Annotated in this window: 18 protein-coding genes and 1 pseudogene; 11 read left to right on the plus strand and 8 right to left on the minus strand. The window is 56.5% G+C overall.

Going from position 1 to position 17,392, the window contains the following annotated elements; all coding sequences use genetic code 11:
- Window positions 1–26: 26 nt before the first annotated feature.
- Window positions 27–662, plus strand: coding sequence for a LuxR C-terminal-related transcriptional regulator (locus tag AB1E37_RS13065; RefSeq protein WP_020805000.1), 636 nt, complete (start codon window positions 27–29; stop codon window positions 660–662).
- Window positions 663–834: 172 nt separating this feature from the next.
- On the opposite strand, the gene AB1E37_RS13070 is transcribed toward AB1E37_RS13065, so the two are convergent.
- Entirely contained in the window at window positions 835–963 is a 129-nt protein-coding gene (locus tag AB1E37_RS13070) for a hypothetical protein (RefSeq protein WP_032447547.1), read from the minus strand.
- A gap of 171 nt (window positions 964–1,134) precedes the next feature.
- Here AB1E37_RS13070 and AB1E37_RS13075 point away from each other — a divergent pair, with 171 nt between their 5' ends.
- Window positions 1,135–1,809: an SOS response-associated peptidase gene (locus AB1E37_RS13075; RefSeq protein WP_020804998.1), complete on the plus strand. Its 675-nt coding sequence runs from the start codon at window positions 1,135–1,137 to the stop codon at window positions 1,807–1,809.
- Window positions 1,810–1,859: 50 nt separating this feature from the next.
- On the opposite strand, the gene AB1E37_RS13080 is transcribed toward AB1E37_RS13075, so the two are convergent.
- On the minus strand, window positions 1,860–2,702 hold the full coding sequence (locus AB1E37_RS13080; RefSeq protein ID WP_004179738.1) for a helix-turn-helix domain-containing protein: 843 nt from the start codon (window positions 2,700–2,702) through the stop codon (window positions 1,860–1,862).
- 27 nt (window positions 2,703–2,729) lie between these two features.
- Between AB1E37_RS13080 and AB1E37_RS13085 the strand changes: the two genes are divergently transcribed.
- Complete coding sequence (locus tag AB1E37_RS13085) at window positions 2,730–3,116, plus strand: nuclear transport factor 2 family protein (protein ID WP_002903735.1); 387 nt, start codon at window positions 2,730–2,732, stop codon at window positions 3,114–3,116.
- A gap of 77 nt (window positions 3,117–3,193) precedes the next feature.
- Here AB1E37_RS13085 and dcp read toward each other — a convergent pair whose 3' ends face one another.
- A complete protein-coding gene (gene dcp, locus AB1E37_RS13090; RefSeq protein ID WP_004179736.1) occupies window positions 3,194–5,239 on the minus strand; it encodes a peptidyl-dipeptidase Dcp in 2,046 nt (681 codons plus the stop codon).
- A gap of 130 nt (window positions 5,240–5,369) precedes the next feature.
- Between dcp and ydfG the strand changes: the two are divergent.
- A pseudogene (ydfG, locus tag AB1E37_RS13095) lies at window positions 5,370–6,117 on the plus strand (bifunctional NADP-dependent 3-hydroxy acid dehydrogenase/3-hydroxypropionate dehydrogenase YdfG).
- Between the two features lie 91 nt (window positions 6,118–6,208).
- Window positions 6,209–6,895: a GntR family transcriptional regulator gene (locus AB1E37_RS13100; protein ID WP_002903730.1), complete on the plus strand. Its 687-nt coding sequence runs from the start codon at window positions 6,209–6,211 to the stop codon at window positions 6,893–6,895.
- Window positions 6,896–6,945: 50 nt separating this feature from the next.
- Here AB1E37_RS13100 and AB1E37_RS13105 read toward each other — a convergent pair whose 3' ends face one another.
- From AB1E37_RS13105 to AB1E37_RS13120, 4 genes are all read right to left on the minus strand, one after another.
- Entirely contained in the window at window positions 6,946–7,377 is a 432-nt protein-coding gene (locus tag AB1E37_RS13105; protein ID WP_004176285.1) for a universal stress protein, read from the minus strand.
- 264 nt (window positions 7,378–7,641) lie between these two features.
- Window positions 7,642–9,105, minus strand: a complete 1,464-nt coding sequence (locus AB1E37_RS13110; RefSeq protein ID WP_002903726.1) for a mannitol dehydrogenase family protein — start codon at window positions 9,103–9,105, stop codon at window positions 7,642–7,644.
- 263 nt (window positions 9,106–9,368) lie between these two features.
- Window positions 9,369–10,652, minus strand: a complete 1,284-nt coding sequence (locus tag AB1E37_RS13115) for an MFS transporter (protein ID WP_032447545.1) — start codon at window positions 10,650–10,652, stop codon at window positions 9,369–9,371.
- Between the two features lie 113 nt (window positions 10,653–10,765).
- Window positions 10,766–11,128 carry a YnfA family protein gene (locus AB1E37_RS13120; RefSeq protein ID WP_072143281.1) on the minus strand — a complete coding sequence of 121 codons (363 nt, stop codon included), beginning with the start codon at window positions 11,126–11,128 and terminating at the stop codon, window positions 10,766–10,768.
- A 108-nt stretch (window positions 11,129–11,236) separates the two neighbouring features.
- Between AB1E37_RS13120 and AB1E37_RS13125 the strand changes: the two genes are divergently transcribed.
- Both AB1E37_RS13125 and speG read left to right on the plus strand, forming a co-directional pair.
- Complete coding sequence (locus tag AB1E37_RS13125; protein WP_002903720.1) at window positions 11,237–11,578, plus strand: DUF1283 family protein; 342 nt, start codon at window positions 11,237–11,239, stop codon at window positions 11,576–11,578.
- Between the two features lie 78 nt (window positions 11,579–11,656).
- Entirely contained in the window at window positions 11,657–12,217 is a 561-nt protein-coding gene (gene speG, locus AB1E37_RS13130; RefSeq protein ID WP_004179730.1) for a spermidine N1-acetyltransferase, read from the plus strand.
- On the opposite strand, the gene AB1E37_RS13135 is transcribed toward speG, so the two are convergent.
- Window positions 12,211–12,921, minus strand: coding sequence for a YnfC family lipoprotein (locus AB1E37_RS13135; RefSeq protein ID WP_009308921.1), 711 nt, complete (start codon window positions 12,919–12,921; stop codon window positions 12,211–12,213). The two genes, speG and AB1E37_RS13135, sit on opposite strands and share 7 nt — an antisense overlap.
- Window positions 12,922–13,022: 101 nt before the next feature.
- Between AB1E37_RS13135 and AB1E37_RS13140 the strand changes: the two genes are divergently transcribed.
- From AB1E37_RS13140 to AB1E37_RS13155, 4 genes are all read left to right on the plus strand, one after another.
- The gene (locus AB1E37_RS13140) at window positions 13,023–13,292 is read left to right on the plus strand and encodes a DUF1161 domain-containing protein (protein WP_002903714.1); all 270 of its coding nucleotides are present in this window, start codon (window positions 13,023–13,025) and stop codon (window positions 13,290–13,292) included.
- Between the two features lie 150 nt (window positions 13,293–13,442).
- Window positions 13,443–15,878, plus strand: a complete 2,436-nt coding sequence (gene ynfE, locus AB1E37_RS13145; protein ID WP_032438454.1) for a selenate/tellurate reductase subunit YnfE — start codon at window positions 13,443–13,445, stop codon at window positions 15,876–15,878.
- A 10-nt stretch (window positions 15,879–15,888) separates the two neighbouring features.
- Window positions 15,889–16,506, plus strand: coding sequence for a DMSO/selenate family reductase complex B subunit (locus AB1E37_RS13150; protein WP_032447543.1), 618 nt, complete (start codon window positions 15,889–15,891; stop codon window positions 16,504–16,506).
- 1 nt (window position 16,507) lies between these two features.
- The gene (locus tag AB1E37_RS13155) at window positions 16,508–17,365 is read left to right on the plus strand and encodes a DmsC/YnfH family molybdoenzyme membrane anchor subunit (protein ID WP_002903710.1); all 858 of its coding nucleotides are present in this window, start codon (window positions 16,508–16,510) and stop codon (window positions 17,363–17,365) included.
- The last annotated feature ends 27 nt before the right edge of the window (window positions 17,366–17,392 follow it).

Here is a 17,392-nt window from a genome sequence, read left to right on the forward strand (position 1 = left end):
AATGCATGACAACTTTCACGATCGCCATGACTATGCCTGATATTTTAATTAACACTGAAAACATATTTCTTAATCGCGGAATTTGCGAACTGCTTAGCGAGATCGCGAAAGAAGAACACATCCGTGAACCGTATTCCGTTGTGGACTGTTCCACAGATATATTAGATCCGATTGATATGCTGTTCACAGAAATGGCCGCTGGTGAACATTATCTATGCCACCCGTTTTTCAAAAAACTTCCTCCGCACACGTCTATTTTTATTTTCGTCGCCACCGACAGCGCTTTGCAGGTTGAACAGTTACCACTTTGTCTACGCGATGCCACTTTTATCAGCATGAACAGCGACTTGCGCCGCGTAAAAAATCAGATTGCAAAACGTCTGACGGAGTCGACAACATCTAGTTGCGGTGGGCTGGAAAAAGACAGCAGACGCTGTGTCAAATGCCCTCGGTTAACCTTGACCAAATCACAACTTTATATTATCAATGCGATCAGAACGGGAATGAACAATCAGCAGATAGCGCAAAAACTGGGCATCAGTCATAAGACGATCTTCTCTCACAAAATCAATATTATGAAAAAATTCCAAATAGCTACCAAACAAGAGTTAACGAGATTCTCATCTGTTGCTCTTGCGCTTTCCGCAGGAAGGATCGGTTAACGTCGGAATTTATTAAAGCGCATCTTCATTTTTCTTCTTTCTCTAACATAGGACAGGCCAAAAACAAAGATGTAAACAATAACACCACCGCCAGGACTAATAATAGTAAGTTACTCATAACAACCTTTTAAAAGATAAAGATGACTTTTTAAATAATAAGGGGTGGATATTTTCAAATACAACCCAGCGACAACCATTTCAAACAAAGGTAAAACTCTGTGCGATAATTCTGAAAGATAATAAAAAGAGTAAAAACGATTTCCTTTATCAGACAGGCGTTAGGGCAATAACGATGAAGCATAAACGGACAATGCCAGGCCTAACGCCCAGCGTGTACTGTCGCGACGTCAGGCAAGATGACGGCCTGAAATAATGGTCTACTAACGTGGAAGGAGCGTGGTATTTGGGCAGGTGAAAACACCGTTTTGCAGCTGATCTATACTGTTAGTCAGACATCACGCTGGAGGTGGCTATGTGCGGACGTTTTGCGCAAGCGCAAAGCCGGGAGGAATACCTGGCGCATCTCGTTGAAGCGGCCGAACGAGATATTGCCTGGGACCCGCCGCCTATCGGGCGCTATAACGTCGCGCCCGGGACAAAAGTTTTACTCCTCAATGAACGCGATGAGCAACTCCATTTCGATGCCGTTTACTGGGGCTATGCGCCAGGATGGTGGGATAAACCGCCGCTGATTAATGCCCGGGTTGAGACTGCAGCCTCCAGCAGGATGTTCAAGCCGCTGTGGGAGCACGGACGGGCGATCTGCTTCGCCGACGGCTGGTTTGAGTGGAAAAAGGAAGGAAATACAAAGCAGCCATACTTTATCCAGCGTAAGGATGGCCAGCCAATTTTTATGGCCGCGATTGGTCGGACTCCGTTCGAACGTGGGGACCATGCCGAAGGATTCTTGATCGTGACGGCCGCCGCCGATCGCGGTCTTGTCGATATTCATGACCGTCGGCCGTTGGTCCTGGCGCCTGAAGCCGCCCGGGAATGGATGAGGCAGGATGTCACCGGCGCGGAAGCGGCGGAGATAGCCAGCGACGGAGCCGTTTCCGCCGACGATTTTACCTGGCACCCGGTAACGCGGGCGGTCGGCAATGTGAAAAATCAGGGGCCCGAATTACTTGCCCCTCTCATCCCATGACAAACGTAATCAAAGCGGCGGATAACGCATCATGTTCAGCGAAGAGATAATTAAATTTTATACCGCCCTGGAGTAGTGCCGAACATCCGACGGAACAAGGCTATGAAGGCACTCACATTGTCATATCCCAGATCCAGCGCTATCGCCGTCACTGGCTTGCCGGCAGCCAGAAGCTCAAGAGCCCTGAGTAAGCGTATCCGCTGTCGCCATTCATTGAAGCTAAAACCCGTTTCGGCTCGGAATCGTCGCGTGAGCGTGCGTGATGACATGCCGGCCCAGGCTGCCCATTCTTCCAACCTGCGCCCGTCGTCCGGGTTTGCTGACAGCGCCTGCGCGATTCTGAGCAATCGGCTATCTTGCGGCATTGGAAGCCCAAGATTAACCCTGGGAAGGGAACCAATTTCATCAAGAATAACGCCAGCTAAACGTTTTTGGGACGCAGTAAGCTCTACACCTTGCCATGCAGCCGCTCGCGTTATCGCTTCACGCAGCAGATTTGTCATTGAGAGAACAGATGGCTTATCAGGTAGCTCGCCACAGGCTTTGGCAGAAACATAAACACTCCATCCTGAATATGGACCGTGCGAGCGCAGGCCGTGCGGAACACCTGGCGGTATCCAGACGGCATGTGTTGCCGGTACCACCCAGCGACAATCACCGCCATCGACCGTAAGTAGCCCACGTATGGCACCGATTAACTGCCCACAGCTGTGATGGTGGCGTGGAGTCTCCCGTATTACCTCAGACTGACGTACCGCGACGAGTAAAGTGGGTCCCTGGGGTGAAAACACCGGTTCGAATGGAATCAATGGATCGTGCATATTGGCGTGTTTGAGGTGTTTAATGTCTTTTATACCGTACTGAAGCCAGTTAGTCGATTGTAAAGTATTCATCGCTTTCACAGAGGACTAACCATCAAAATGATTACTATTACTAGGGTATTGGATGACATTATCAACCACCAACAGATACCACTGGATCGGATACTCAGTCGCTATTTTAGTCCCGGTTATCGGCAGCGCACTGATAACAAGTGGGAAGGATTAGATGGCTTTGCTCAGCATGCGCGTAGACTCCGGGAAATTATCGCCTTCGCTAAAATTGAGTTACATGACGAACTTCGTAACGGGAATCTTTATGCCACAAGGCATCGCGTTCTGTGCACCAGGCGCAGCGGAGAAGAGGTGGACATGGAAGTTTATATGTTCGCTGAAATAGATGATTCCGGGCGCTTCATTCGTATCGAAGAAGCCACGTTAATGCTTAAAGGGAGAGAGAGCGATAGAGATTTAGGCAGCGTGAGGTAAAAGAAATATAAGGTTACGACTAGATCAGACAAAAAACCGGGCAGCACGCCCGGTTATCTTGTCAGACTAAAATTGCCCTACGCACTCAACCCGCGATTTTTCAGCATCGGCTCAATCTGCGGATCGTGTCCGCGCCACTGGCGATATAGTTCAGCTAAATCAGTGCTGTTCCCGCGTGATAAAATCGCCTCACGGAAACGCTGACCGTTCTCACGGGTCAAACCGCCCTGCTCCACGAACCATTGATAGCCGTCGTCGGCCAGCATCTGGGTCCACAGATAGGCGTAATAGCCTGCCGCATAGCCGCCGCCGAAGATATGGGAGAAATAGCTGCTGCGATAGCGCGGGGGGACCGCCGCCAGATCCAGGTTCTCTTCCCGAAGCACCAGCTGCTCAAACGCGTCCACCTCCTCCGGTAATGCCGAGGTCGACAGGCTATGCCACCGCATATCGAGTAACGCAGCAGCCAACAGCTCGCTCATGTCATACCCTTTATTGAAGGTTGCCGCACGCAACATATTGTCGCGTAGCGCCTGCGGCATCGGCTCCCCGGACTGGTAGTGCTTCGCGTAGTGGGCAAACACCTGCGGCTGGCTGGCCCAGTGTTCGAAGATCTGCGAAGGAAATTCGACAAAATCGCGCGGCGTATTGGTCCCCGAGAGACTGGCGTAGCGCTGGCTGGCGAACAGCCCATGCAGGGTATGGCCGAACTCATGAAACAGGGTGATCACCTCATCCCACGACAGCAGCGCGCTTTGCCCTGCCTGCGGGCGGACGTAGTTGCAGACATTGTAGATAACCGGGCGCTGCGCGCGCAGAGTCGACTGTTCGACAAACACATCCATCCATGCGCCGCCGCTCTTTGAGTCACGAGCGTAGTAGTCACCGTAAAACAGCGCCATCCCTTCGCCGTTGTGATCGAAGATCTCCCAGACCCGCACATCCGGGTGATAGACCGGTATATCGAAGCGCTCAACAAAGCGCAGACCAAAGAGCTGCGAGGCCGTCCAGAATACACCGTCTTGCAGCACCCGCTCGAGGGCAAAATAGGGTTTGAGCTGCGCGTCATCAATGGCATAGGCAGCCCGCCGCACCTGCTCGCTGTAGTAAAGCCAGTCCCATGCCGTCGCGCGAAAACCCCCGCCTTCGTTGTCGATCACCTGCTGGATGTCCGCCAGCTCTCGTTCCGCCCTCGCCCGCGCCGCCGGCGCGATCTGACGCATAAAGCCCAATGCCTCCGCCGGGGAAGCCGCCATTTGATCGGTCAGCGCCCAGCTGGCGTAATCAGCGGCTCCCAACAGCTCAGCCTGCTGCGCGCGGATCGCCGCCAGCCGCAGTACCAGGTCACGCGTATCATGCTCATCGCCCTGCTGATTGCGGGTCCAGCCGGCGGCGAAGAGATTCTCCCGCGTTTGCCGGTCGCGCAGCGCAAGCAGCTGCGGCTGCTGGGTGGTATTGGTCAGCGTCAGCAACCAGCGGTCGCTAAGCCCTCTTTCACGCGCTGCGTCAGCCGCCGCCGCTATCTCCTCATCGCTCAGGCCAGCCAGTTGATGCCGGTAATCAACCACCAGGCCGCCGCTTTTTGCCGCTCCCAGCAGTCGCTGCTGGAACTGACTTTGCAGCGTAGCCGCTTCGGTGTTCAGTGTGCGCAGCGCCGCCTGCTGCTCGGGAGCCAGCGTCGCCCCGGCGTGAACAAAACGTTGCCACGTCAGGGTCAGGAGACGATAGGACTCGCTGTCCAGCGCCAGCGCGTCGCGCTGCTCGTAGACGCTGTTCACGCGCTGAAACAAGGCCGCATTAAGCCAGATGTCATTCCCCAGCTCGGCGAGTTCGGCGGAAAATTGTTCATCCAGTGATTGAATATAAGGATTGGTATGGGCGCCAGCCATGGCGAAAAAGACCCGCGTCACCCGCGCCAGCAGCTGACCACTCTGCTCCAGCGCCTCGAGCGTGTTGGCGAAACTGGCCGGCTGCGGATTGTCGATAATAGCGCGAATTTCGGCCCGCTGCTGCCGGACGCCCTCATCAAACGCCGGGCGATAGTGGCTGTCGTCAATCACATCGAACGGCGGCGCCTGGTAAGGCAACGTACTGACGCTAAAAAAGGGGTTTCGTTCGGACATCTTTCTCTCCTGTACAGGCTAATGCTGTAAGATTAGGCCTCTCCTTAAGGGGTCGCAATGATTTCCGTTACCGGTCGCCGCCTGTGCGTGCTATGGTATGAAAACACAAAAAGCGTTGAGGAACAGTAAGATGATTATCATGGTCACCGGCGCCACCGCCGGTTTTGGTGAAAGTATTACTCGCCGTTTTATCGCTAACGGTCATAAAGTGATTGCCACCGGTCGTCGTGAAGAGCGCCTGAAGACGCTGAAAGACGAGCTGGGCGATAACCTTTATATCGCGCAACTTGACGTCCGCAACCGCGCCGCCATTGAGACGCTGATTGCTGACCTGCCCGCCGAGTGGCTGGCTATCGATGTGCTGGTGAACAACGCCGGCCTGGCGCTTGGTCTGGAGCCGGCGCACCGCGCCAGTGTGGAAGACTGGGAAGATATGATCGACACCAATAATAAAGGGCTGGTGTACATGACCCGCGCCGTGCTGCCGGGGATGGTTGAGCGCAATCGCGGCCATATCATCAATATCGGCTCTACGGCAGGCAGCTGGCCTTACGCCGGCGGAAACGTCTATGGGGCGACCAAAGCCTTTGTCCGTCAGTTTAGCCTCAATCTTCGTACCGACCTGCACGGCACCGCGGTGCGCGTGACCGACATCGAGCCGGGTCTGGTGGGCGGCACCGAGTTTTCTAACGTCCGCTTTAAGGGCGATGACGCTAAAGCCGAAAAAGCTTACGAAAATACCCAAGCGCTAACGCCGGAAGATGTGACCGAGGCGGTCTGGTGGGTCGCCACCCTGCCGAAACATGTCAACATCAACACCCTGGAGATGATGCCGGTGAGTCAGCTTTGCCGGACTCAGCGTTCACCGTCAGGGCTAACCGTCAGCCACCCGGCCTGCGGGCCGGGTATGGGCGGAAACGCAAAAAACGCGTAAAATAGTGCGCATAACCCCCTAAAAAGTAACCATCAATGGCCGCAGAATCGCAACTGAATCCGACGCAACCCGTCAATCAGCAAATTTATCGCATCCTCCGCCGGGATATCGTTCACTGCCTGATCCCGCCTGGTACACCGCTGTCGGAGAAAGAAGTCTCCGTGCGTTTTGCGGTGTCTCGTCAGCCGGTGCGCGAAGCCTTCATTAAGCTGGCGGAAAACGGACTTATCCAGATTCGTCCCCAGCGCGGTAGCTACGTCAATAAAATCTCATTGTCGCAGGTGCGTAATGGTTGCTTCGTCCGCCAGGCGATTGAGTGCGCGGTGGTTCGCCGTGCCGCCGGCATGATTAACGAAGAGCAACTTTATCAGCTGGAACAGAATCTTCACCAGCAGCGTATTGCTGTTGATCGGCAGCAGTTAAACGACTTTTTCCTGCTCGATGATGAATTTCACCAGAAGCTGTCGATTATCGCCGACTGTCAGCTGGCCTGGGAGACAGTGGAAAATATTAAAGCCGCCATCGATCGCGTCCGCTATATGAGTCTGGACCATGTCACCTCTCCTGAGATGCTTCTGCGCCAGCATCATGAGATTTTCACCGCGCTTGAAAAACGCGATGCCGAGGCGGTAGAAAAAGCCATGAGTATCCATTTGCATGAAATCAGCGAATCCGTACTGCTGATTCGCCAGGAGAACCGCGACTGGTTTAGTGAAGAATAAGAGTCAGACGGCTGCCGGCATGGCCGACGCAGCCGTCCTCATTGAAGGGATTATCTAACGACCAATACCGGCGTTTTGGCGTAGCGCAGAATTGACTCGGCGTTGGAGCCCAGCAGATGGGTGGAGATCCCCGGTTTGCGGGAACCAATCACAATGACATCGAACTCTTCGTTGTTACTGATAGCCAGAATTTCGTCACGCACGTTGCCAAAGACTACGCGGGTATGGATCCGCGTCATGGGGATGGCGAACAGTCGCGCCACCTCGCGCATTTTTTTCTCCGACTCTTCTTCCATATAGGCTTCAAACTTACGAATATCCGCCGTAAAACCGCGCAATAGCGAACGGCTGCTGTTCGGCAGAACGTTGAGCAAGGTGATCTCGCCATTTTCGGCCGAAGCGAGAAATTCCGCGTGACGCACCGCTTTATCGCTTAAATCCATTTCAAAGACATCAACAGGCAATAAAATTTTTTTATACATGGCCCGTACTCCTTTTGCAGAGAAAGTTCTTTTTCAATAACTTAACTATGCCATTATTGCGGTGAAATACCAGTCATTGTTCGGAAAAATAACAGCTAATTATCTTCAGTAAATCAGGGAAATATAGAGTTATGTATAGACATTGCGTTCGATCATATTCTGCGTCTGCTAAAACCGATCGCTAGCAAAAAATAGACATCAGCGGAGTATCGTAGAAATAACTGAAGAGCCGGTGTCGACCCCGGGACCGACACCGGAAAAAGATTATTGCGCGGCGGCCCACGCGGCGACGGTAGCTTTAGCCCCCTGCCGCTGCAGCGCTAAGTAGGCGCGGGTCACCGCCGTGACAAAGCGTGACTCCTGCGGCAGTTCGACGCCGAAAATAGCCTCAATACCCAGCAGCGCTTTGACTCGCGCTTCGCCATCGGCGCTGGCAGCCACCGCTTGCTGGATAACCGGCAACAACGGGTCGCATATCTCGATTGACTGGCCCGCATCGTCAACGCCGCCAACGTAACGCATCCACCCTGCCACGCCCAGCGCCAGCAGTGTAAAATCACGCTGATGCACCAGATGCCAGCGTATGGAGTCCAGCATGCGCTGGGGCAACTTCTGGCTGCCGTCCATGGCTATCTGCCAGGTGCGGTGCTTCAGTGCCGGATTGCAGTAACGGTCAATCAGCAAACTGGCATAGCGTGACAGATCCACCCCCTGCACCTTCAGCGTTGGTGCCTGTTCGTCCAGCATCAACGACAGCGCCGCGCGACGGTAGTTATCGTCCTGCATACAGTCGTTGATATGCTGATAACCGGCCAGATAGCCGAGATAAGCGAGGAACGAATGGCTACCGTTGAGCATTCTCAGCTTCATCTCTTCGAAAGGCACCACGTCGGCGACCAGTTCCGCTCCCGCTTTCTCCCACTGCGGACGTCCGGCAACAAAGTTATCCTCAATCACCCACTGACGGAAAGGTTCGCAGGCCACCCCGGCCGGGTCGCGCACCCCGGTCAGCTGGGTAATTTTATCGAGGGTTTCGGCAGTCACCGCCGGGACAATCCGGTCCACCATCGTCGACGGAAAGGTGACATTCTGCTCTATCCATGCGGCAAGATCCTCGTCTAAAGCCCGGGCGTAGGCGCAGACGACGTTGCGCATCACGTGACCATTTTCCGGCATGTTATCGCAGGACATCACGGTAAAAGCAGGCAGGCCGGCCGCCCGGCGGCGAGATAAGGCCTCCACCACTACCCCCGCCGCCGATTTTGGCTGGTGCGGGTTATGCAGATCGGCGGCGATCAGCGGGTGATCGAGCTGCAGTTCGCCGCTGGCTGGCGAATGGCAATAGCCTTTCTCAGTAATCGTCAGGGAGACAATGGCCACCTGTGGCTGACACATCGCCGCCAGCACCGCTTCGAGACCATCAACCCCGGCGTGCAGCGCCTGCTTCACCACACCAACCACGCGCGCGGTCCAGGCGTCGGCGGACATTTCGGCGACGGTATACAGCAGATCCTGCTGCTGGAGATCGGCGATCTGCTGCTCGCCGCCAATCAGATTAACTTCGGTGTAGCCCCAGTCGCTGCCGTGCTCGCTGGCCAGTATATCGGCATACACAGCCTGATGAGCGCGATGAAACGCGCCAAAACCAAGATGAACGATACGGGGGATCAGTGCGCTGCGATCGTAGGTCGGCAGCGTGGCGTTAGCGGTTAAGAGGGTGTTTTCCATGATGACTCTCGTTGTTATGTAGCCCATCAACCATTCTCGGGGAGAACTCTCGAGGAGAATGCCTTTGTGCCTCAACCATCTCACGCAATTGGTATAACATCTTTGATTTCTGTCAACTACCATACAAGAAGATCTCGCCTGATAAAGCACGGGGCACGTGGCTGCAATCGCCGCAGTGACAGGATAGCGCAGGTAACGGGAGGAGAAGAACATGGCGGCCGCGCGTCCCTGCGGGCCTGCTGTTGACGAATCGCCGAGCGTTGTTAATCGATGCGAGTTTTGACGATAAAGAAATAGCACAGCGCCCCGGCAAAGGTCACCCCGGCGGCGATCACCAGCGCCAGATTGAAAGAGTGAGTCGTATCCACTACCCAGCCGGTCACGATCGGCGCGAAGGAGGCAAACACAAAGCTGCCGAAGTTCTGGATCGCCGCCACCGAAGCCACTTTATGCTCCGCCACCATTACCTGCACCAGCCCCCAGGCGGACGTCCCGGCAAAATGAACGCAAAACAGCGCCATGGAGATAAAAGCCACCGCCTGGGCTGGCGTCGACGATTGCACCACCAGCAAGGTGCCCAGCGCCGACAGCACCAGACCGATAACAATCGCCGTTTTGCGGGTTTTCGCCAGATCGTAGCCTCTGCGCGCCAGGGCATCGACCACCAGGCCGTTGACCCACATCCCCACCGCCGCGGCAAGAAACGGGATCGCCGCCACCCAGCCGGTACGGGCCAGGCTTAACCCCTGCTGCGCCTGCAAATAGCCGGGTAACCAGGCGATATACAGCCAGCCGGTGTAGTTCACACCGGAAAAGCCGAGGATCATCCCCCAGGTAGTCCGCCGTTTAAACAGAGCCAGCCATTCGCTAAACTTCAGCGCCGGGCGGGCCGCCTCCTCACTGGCCAGATACTGCTGCTCCTCCTCCTGCAGGGTAAACTGCCGACGGTTACGGTAGCCCACATACCAGCACAGGCCGACCACGATCCCGGCTAAACCAATCACCACAAACATCGTTCGCCAACCCCAGGCCAACTGCATGATGACCAGGGCCGGCGGGGCGATAGCCTGGCCCAGCACCGTCGAGGAGTTGAATATTCCCACCGCCGTGCCGCGCTCTCTTTGCGCATACCAGTCGTTGATCGATTTCACGCCGGCTGGCATAAACGGCGCTTCGCCGATCCCGAGGCCAATGCGCAGCAGAATAAAATGCGAGAACGAATTGACCATCCCGGTCAGGGCCTGCATCGCGGACCAGAAAATCAGCCCGGCGCCCAGCACAATCCGTGGTCCCAGGCGATCCAACAAAATACCGGAGGGCAGTTGCGCGAAGCCGTAGGAGAGCGAAAAGGCGGAGAGCAGCACCCCAAACTCGGTGGCGCTAAGGCCCAGGTCGGCGCGTATCGCCTCCCCGGCGACGCTCAGCGAAGAGCGGTCAAGAAAGTTGACGATACCGGCGATAAACAGCAGCGTCAGGGTGATCTTCTGCACCCGACGGATGCGTAACGGCGTCGCCCCGGTCCGGGCGACAAGAGTCTCGATAGCCATCGTTGTTCCTTACAGAGTCATATGAAATAGGATGTCTGATAAGTAAGGCAACAGGTCGACTACCATACAAGAATTAGGGTTGAAAAAAGCGGCAGGGATCACACATGACGAGCTTAGGCCCGTCCCCACCCCGCCACGATGATTAGCATGCCGCACAGGGCGACGGCCGCGCCCGCCCAGTCATAATGGGTTAATTTGACCCCATCAACGACCCGCAGCCAGAGCAATGCGGTACAAACGTACACCCCACCGTAGGCGGCATATACCCGCCCGCTGGCGGCCGGATGGAGCGTCAGGAGCCAGACGAATAGCGCCAGCGCCAGGGCGGTGGGGATCAGCAGCAGCGGCGTTGCCCCGCGCTTGAGCCATAGCCACGGTAGATAACAGCCGACGATTTCACACAGAGCGGTAGCAAAGAACAGCAGCGTTGTTTTGAGCATTAAAAGATTCGTAAAAGAGACAAAGCGTTGAACTATTCTACGCGATAATAGCTTCTGCCCCACGCTGTTTTGCCGGCTATGCCCGACAAAAGAGCTGTAGTAAACTGAATCTGAGGGTTAACCCATCACTTAAAGGAAATCGTGATGAACATGACACTGAACAAACGCTGGTGCCTGACCGCCATTCTGGCGTTAAGCGCTGTGGTCTACACCTCCAGCTCCTATGCCGCCACCGACCGGCTGGTGATTGAATCTGGCGACAGCGCGCAGAGCCGTCAGCAGGCGTCGATGGAAAAAGAGCAATGGAACGACACCCGCAGCCTGCGCCAGAAGGTGAACAAACGGGCGGAAAAAGAGTGGGATAAAGCCGATGTCGCTTTCGACGCGCAGGATAACTGCCAGAAGAGCGCCAACGTCAATGCCTATTGGGAGCCAAACACCCTGCGCTGTCTTGACCGTCGCACCGGCCGCGCGATCAATCCCTGAGCCGCTCCCTGACCACGCTGGCGCCTGCGGGCGCCGCCTTTCTGTAATCCCTTTTCCGTTTTGACCACAGGAATCTCCATGACCGACGCGCTACACGTCAAACTCCGCCCGCTTGAGCGCGAAGATTTGCGCTTCGTCCACCAGCTCGATAACAACGCCAGCGTCATGCGCTACTGGTTTGAAGAGCCGTACGAGGCCTTCGTTGAGCTCTCCGATCTGTACGACAAACATATTCACGATCAAAGCGAGCGCCGCTTTGTCATCGAATGCAATGGCGATAAAGCCGGACTGGTGGAGCTGGTTGAAATCAACCATGTGCACCGCCGGGCCGAGTTCCAGATCATCATCTCCCCCGACTTCCAGGGAAAAGGTCTCGCCACCCGCGCCGCACGTCTGGCGATGGACTATGGCTTTACCGTGCTCAATCTGTATAAGCTGTATTTAATCGTTGATAAAGAGAATGAAAAAGCGATCCATATTTACCGTAAGCTTGGCTTTATGGTCGAGGGTGAACTGATCCATGAGTTTTTCATTAACGGCGAGTACCGCAACACCATCCGCATGTGCCTGTTCCAGCACCAGTATCTGGCCGAGCACAAAACGTCCGGGCCGTCCCTGCTGAAGCCGACGGCTCAGTAATAATCGATACGGTTTTTAATGGTGTAGTGGCGGGTCAGCGGCGGCTGGACGCTTTCATCGATCACCTGCAGCTCACAGCTCAGCGGATTGTCGTGATCGTCGTAGTCGCAGGTCTGACGCACCGTGCCCAGCGTGCGATCGTTGAAGGTGCTGATGGCGGTATAGTCCAATTTCTTACGCGGATCCTTTGACGGCGTTGAGGCGACGGTAAATCGCTCCTCTTTGGCGGTGGTGGTTTTTCCCAGCGGATAGCCATCGCTGTCATAGCGGTAGGTGGCGGTGGTCTCTTTGCCGCGTGCGCTGATAATAAAACCGTTATCATCCGTCTCCCAACTCACCCCGACAGCAGGCATCTCCGCCAGCTGACACTTGCCCTGCAGGCGCAGCCGCTTCTCGTGGGTGCGCCCGTCGACGTAATAGTTGGCGTCCAGCAGCAGCGTGGCGCCGGTTTTGTTCTCCACATCTTCCAGGGTCAGCAGATCGAAACACCCTTCCCTGGAGAGCTGAGCGCTTACCTTCTTGACCACCACATCGTGTTCATCCAGCAGCGTCTGGCTAAAATCTTTCACCGGCCCGCGCAGGGGATCAAACTCAAACTCATTGGAAAAACTCGCCATCTCCGGGGTGAAGGCGTCCGGGGCGCTTTTACGGTCGCATGCCGTCAGCAGCAGCGCTGCCGGGATCAGCCAATACAATCTTTTCACAGACGATTCCTTTTGTGTACATCCGATCATATTAGCAAATACAATTGTTTACACCAGTTCTGCTATGCTTAAATCTGGATAACATCGATAAGGAGCGTAAGATGAAACTATCCCTCTGCACCGGCGCTGCGCTACTGCTGTGCTCCACGGCCGTACTGGCGGCTCCCGACTCCTGTGAACGGGTCAAAAGCGACATCCAGCAGAAGATCATCAACAATGGCGTACCGGAAACCGCCTTCAGCCTGGCCATTGTGCCAAACGATCAGGCAGACCAGCCCGGGGTTCAGGTGGTCGGTCATTGCGCCAACGACACCTTCAAAATCACCTATACGCGTAACAGCGACAGTCCCGCCGAAAACGACGCTCAGTAGGCCCTATTCGGTTTCAAGTGAAAGATCTTATCCCTGCATTGACCAGGGATAAGGTCTACTGGCTACCCATAACGTATTATCGCTCACCCCTGCGTCGGTTAATGACGTGGCGGTCCTTCTCCGCACAGCATAACTATCATGGAGTGAGCAATGTCGAATCAGGAATCTCCCGGCGGCGTCAGCCGACGCGCGCTACTAAAATCTACAGCCCTCGGCTCCCTGGCGCTGGCCGCCGGCGGGCTGACCCTGCCCTTTACGCTGCGCCGCGCCGCGGCGGCAGTTCAGCAGGCTACAGGCGACACAACCCGCATTGTCTGGGGCGCCTGCTCGGTTAACTGCGGCAGCCGCTGCGCCCTGCGGCTGCACGTGCGTGATGATGAAGTGGTTTACGTCGAAACGGATAACACCGGCGACGACCGCTACGGCGACCATCAGGTCCGCGCCTGCCTGCGCGGGCGTTCGATTCGCCGGCGCATCAATCATCCGGATCGCCTTAACTATCCCATGAAGCGCGTCGGCAAGCGCGGAGAAGGCAAATTTGTCCGCATCAGCTGGCAGGAGGCGCTGGATACCCTCGCCGACCGCCTGAAGAGCGTGGTAGCGCAGTATGGCAACGAAGCCGTATACATTAACTACTCTTCAGGGATCGTCGGCGGCAACATCACCCGTTCGTCGCCTTCCGCGTCGCCGGTGGCGCGTTTAATGAACTGCTACGGCGGCTCGCTTAACCAGTACGGTACCTACAGTACTGCGCAGATTGCCTGCGCCATGCCCTACACCTACGGCAGTAACGACGGCAACAGCACCTCGGATATTGAAAACAGCAAGCTGGTAGTGATGTTCGGCAACAATCCGGCGGAGACCCGGATGAGCGGCGGCGGCATTACCTGGTATCTGGAGCAGGCCCGCGAGCGCTCTAACGCGCGAATGATCGTCATCGATCCGCGCTACACCGATACCGCCGCCGGTCGGGAAGATGAGTGGATCCCCATTCGCCCCGGCACCGACGCCGCGCTGGTGGCCGGTATCGCTTGGGTGTTGATTAACGAAGATCTGGTGGACCAGCCTTTCCTTGATAAATACTGCGTTGGCTACGACGAGAAAACGCTCCCGGCCGGGGCGCCGGCGAATGGTCATTACAAAGCCTATATCCTCGGCGAGGGCGACGACGGGATCGCTAAAACGCCGCAGTGGGCCTCGCGTATAACCGGTATCCCCACCGATCGCATCATTAAGCTGGCGCGCGAAATCGGCATGAGCAAGCCGGCCTACATTTGCCAGGGCTGGGGGCCCCAGCGCCAGGCCAACGGCGAACTCACCGCCCGGGCGATCGCCATGCTGCCGATCTTAACCGGCAACGTCGGCATCAACGGCGGCAATAGCGGCGCCCGCGAATCAACCTACACCATCACCATTGAGCGCCTGCCGGTGCTGGAAAACCCGGTGAAGACCGCCATCTCCTGCTTTACCTGGACCGACGCCATCGCCCGCGGTCCAGAGATGACCGCCAGCCGCGATGGCGTACGCGGAAAAGAGAAGCTGGATGTGCCGATCAAGTTCCTGTGGAACTACGCGGGCAACACCATCATCAACCAGCACTCCGACATCAATAAGACCCACGAAATTCTGCAGGATGAAAGCAAGTGCGAAACCATTGTGGTTATCGACAACTTTATGACCTCGTCGGCGAAATACGCCGACCTGCTGCTGCCCGACCTGATGACCGTTGAGCAGGAGGATATCATTCCTAACGATTACGCCGGCAATATGGGCTATCTGATTTTTATTCAGCCCGCCACCTCGGCGAAGTTCGAACGCAAACCGATTTACTGGATCCTAAGCGAAGTGGCGAAACGGCTCGGCGACGACGTGCATCAACGTTTTACCGAGGGGCGTACCCAGGAACAGTGGCTGCAGTATCTGTACGCCAAAATGGTGGCGAAAGATCCGGCGCTGCCGGCCTACGAGGATCTGAAGCGAATGGGCATCTACAAGCGCAAAGACCCGAACGGCCACTTCGTCGCCTATCGCGACTTCCGGCGCGATCCTGAAGCGCATCCGCTCAAAACCCCGTCCGGCAAAATTGAAATCTACTCCAGCCGACTCGCAGAGATTGCCGCCCGCTGGCAGCTGGAGAAAGACGAAGTTATTAGCCCGCTGCCGGTCTACGCCTCCACATTTGAAGGCTGGGACGATCCGCTGCGCAGCCAGTATCCGCTGCAGCTGTTTGGTTTCCACTATAAAGCGCGCACCCATTCCAGCTACGGCAACGTTGATGTATTACAAGCGGCCTGTCGCCAGGAAGTATGGATCAATCCGCTTGACGCGGAAAAACGCGGGATTAAAAACGGCGATATGGTGCGCGTTTTTAATCAGCGCGGCGAAGTCCGTCTTCCGGCGAAAGTGACGCCACGCATCATGCCGGGGGTCTCGGCGATGGGCCAGGGCGCCTGGCACGACGCCAATATGACCGGAGATCGGATCGACCATGGCGCCTGCATGAATACCCTGACCACCCACCGCCCGTCGCCGCTGGCGAAGGGGAATCCACAGCATACCAACCTGGTCGATATCGAGAAGGTTTAAGGAGTAAACCATGAGCACGCAATATGGATTCTTTATCGACTCCGCTCGCTGTACCGGATGCAAAACCTGCGAGCTGGCCTGTAAGGACTACAAGAACCTGACTCCGGAGGTCAGCTTCCGCCGGATCTATGAGTATGCCGGCGGCGACTGGCAGGAGGACAACGGCGTCTGGCAGCAGAACGTGTTTGCCTATTACCTCTCCATCGCCTGTAACCACTGCGAAGATCCGGCCTGCACCAAGGTCTGTCCGAGCGGCGCGATGCATAAGCGCGAAGACGGTTTTGTGGTGGTCAACGAAGAGGTATGCATTGGCTGCTGCTACTGCCATATGGCCTGCCCGTACGGCGCCCCGCAGTATAACGCCGACAAAGGCCATATGACCAAATGCGATGGCTGTCACGAGCGCGTCGCCGAGGGGAAAAAGCCGATCTGCGTCGAGTCCTGCCCGCTGCGGGCGTTGGATTTCGGGCCAATTGCCGAACTGCGCGCTAAGCACGGCCAGCTGGCCGCGGTAGCGCCGCTGCCGTCGGCGCACTTTACCCGGCCGAGTATCGTTATCAAACCTAACGCCAATGCCCGGCCGTGTGGCGATACCACCGGTTACCTGGCGAACCCGAAGGAGGTGTGAGATGGGAAACGGATGGCATGAATGGCCGCTGGTGCTGTTTACGGTGCTGGGTCAGTGCGTGGTCGGCGCGACCATCGTCAGCGGTCTTGGCTGGCTGGCGCTGGGGGACCAACGGGAAGCCCGGCGGCGGCTGGTGCGCAATATGTTTTTTATCTGGCTGTTGATGGGCATTGGTTTTCTTGCTTCGGTGATGCATCTCGGTTCACCGCTGCGCGCGTTTAACTCGCTGAACCGCATCGGCGCCTCGGCGCTGAGCAACGAAATCGCCAGCGGCGCTCTGTTCTTCGCCGTGGGCGGATTCTGGTGGCTGCTGGCGGTGCTGGAAAAAATGCCGGCGACGCTGGGTAAAGTCTGGCTGGCGATCGCCATGCTGTTAGGGCTGCTGTTTGTCCTCGCAATGACCCGGGTTTACCAAATCAATACCGTGCCAACATGGTACAATGGCTACACCACCAGCGCGTTCTTTCTGACGGTGCTCCTCAGCGGGCCGCTGTTTGCCGCCCTGCTGCTGCGGCTGGCGAAAGTCGACTTTAACGGCTGGTTTTTTGCCGGACTGAGCGTGGCCGCGCTGGTCATCAGCGCCGCAGTTATCATTATGCAAAGCGCCGGGCTCAGTACCCTTCACAGCTCGGTTCAGCAGGCGGCCACCCTGCTGCCAGATTACGGCAAACTCCAGGCGCTACGCCTGGTACTGCTGGCGCTGGGCCTCGGCTGCTGGCTATGTCCGCTGATCCGCCGCCAGCCGCCGCGCGCTACGGGGCTGCTGATCGGCCTGCTGCTGGTCTTGATCGCCGAATGTATTGGCCGCGGCCTGTTTTATGGTCTGCATATGACCGTCGGTATGGCGGTTGCCGGTTAATGAGACGGCGCGCAGGCGCGCGCCGCA

The organism is Klebsiella sp. Shm-1 (assembly GCF_040804525.1).
GTDB classification, from domain to species: domain Bacteria; phylum Pseudomonadota; class Gammaproteobacteria; order Enterobacterales; family Enterobacteriaceae; genus Klebsiella; species Klebsiella pneumoniae.

Bases quoted from the DNA above. Each gene is read 5' to 3' on its own strand.
- AB1E37_RS13080 (WP_004179738.1), bottom strand. From the start codon at position 2,702: ATGAATACTTTACAATCGACTAACTGGCTTCAGTACGGTATAAAAGAC.
- AB1E37_RS13075 (WP_020804998.1), top strand. From the start codon at position 1,135: ATGTGCGGACGTTTTGCGCAAGCGCAAAGCCGGGAGGAATACCTGGCG.
- AB1E37_RS13125 (WP_002903720.1), top strand. From the start codon at position 11,237: ATGAACATGACACTGAACAAACGCTGGTGCCTGACCGCCATTCTGGCG.
- AB1E37_RS13150 (WP_032447543.1), top strand. From the start codon at position 15,889: ATGAGCACGCAATATGGATTCTTTATCGACTCCGCTCGCTGTACCGGA.
- ynfE (WP_032438454.1), top strand. From the start codon at position 13,443: ATGTCGAATCAGGAATCTCCCGGCGGCGTCAGCCGACGCGCGCTACTA.
- AB1E37_RS13155 (WP_002903710.1), top strand. From the start codon at position 16,508: ATGGGAAACGGATGGCATGAATGGCCGCTGGTGCTGTTTACGGTGCTG.
- AB1E37_RS13110 (WP_002903726.1), bottom strand. From the start codon at position 9,105: ATGGAAAACACCCTCTTAACCGCTAACGCCACGCTGCCGACCTACGAT.
- AB1E37_RS13100 (WP_002903730.1), top strand. From the start codon at position 6,209: ATGGCCGCAGAATCGCAACTGAATCCGACGCAACCCGTCAATCAGCAA.
- AB1E37_RS13105 (WP_004176285.1), bottom strand. From the start codon at position 7,377: ATGTATAAAAAAATTTTATTGCCTGTTGATGTCTTTGAAATGGATTTA.
- AB1E37_RS13065 (WP_020805000.1), top strand. From the start codon at position 27: ATGACTATGCCTGATATTTTAATTAACACTGAAAACATATTTCTTAAT.
- AB1E37_RS13140 (WP_002903714.1), top strand. From the start codon at position 13,023: ATGAAACTATCCCTCTGCACCGGCGCTGCGCTACTGCTGTGCTCCACG.
- AB1E37_RS13115 (WP_032447545.1), bottom strand. From the start codon at position 10,652: ATGGCTATCGAGACTCTTGTCGCCCGGACCGGGGCGACGCCGTTACGC.
- dcp (WP_004179736.1), bottom strand. From the start codon at position 5,239: ATGTCCGAACGAAACCCCTTTTTTAGCGTCAGTACGTTGCCTTACCAG.
- speG (WP_004179730.1), top strand. From the start codon at position 11,657: ATGACCGACGCGCTACACGTCAAACTCCGCCCGCTTGAGCGCGAAGAT.
- AB1E37_RS13085 (WP_002903735.1), top strand. From the start codon at position 2,730: ATGATTACTATTACTAGGGTATTGGATGACATTATCAACCACCAACAG.
- AB1E37_RS13070 (WP_032447547.1), bottom strand. From the start codon at position 963: ATGCTTCATCGTTATTGCCCTAACGCCTGTCTGATAAAGGAAATCGTT.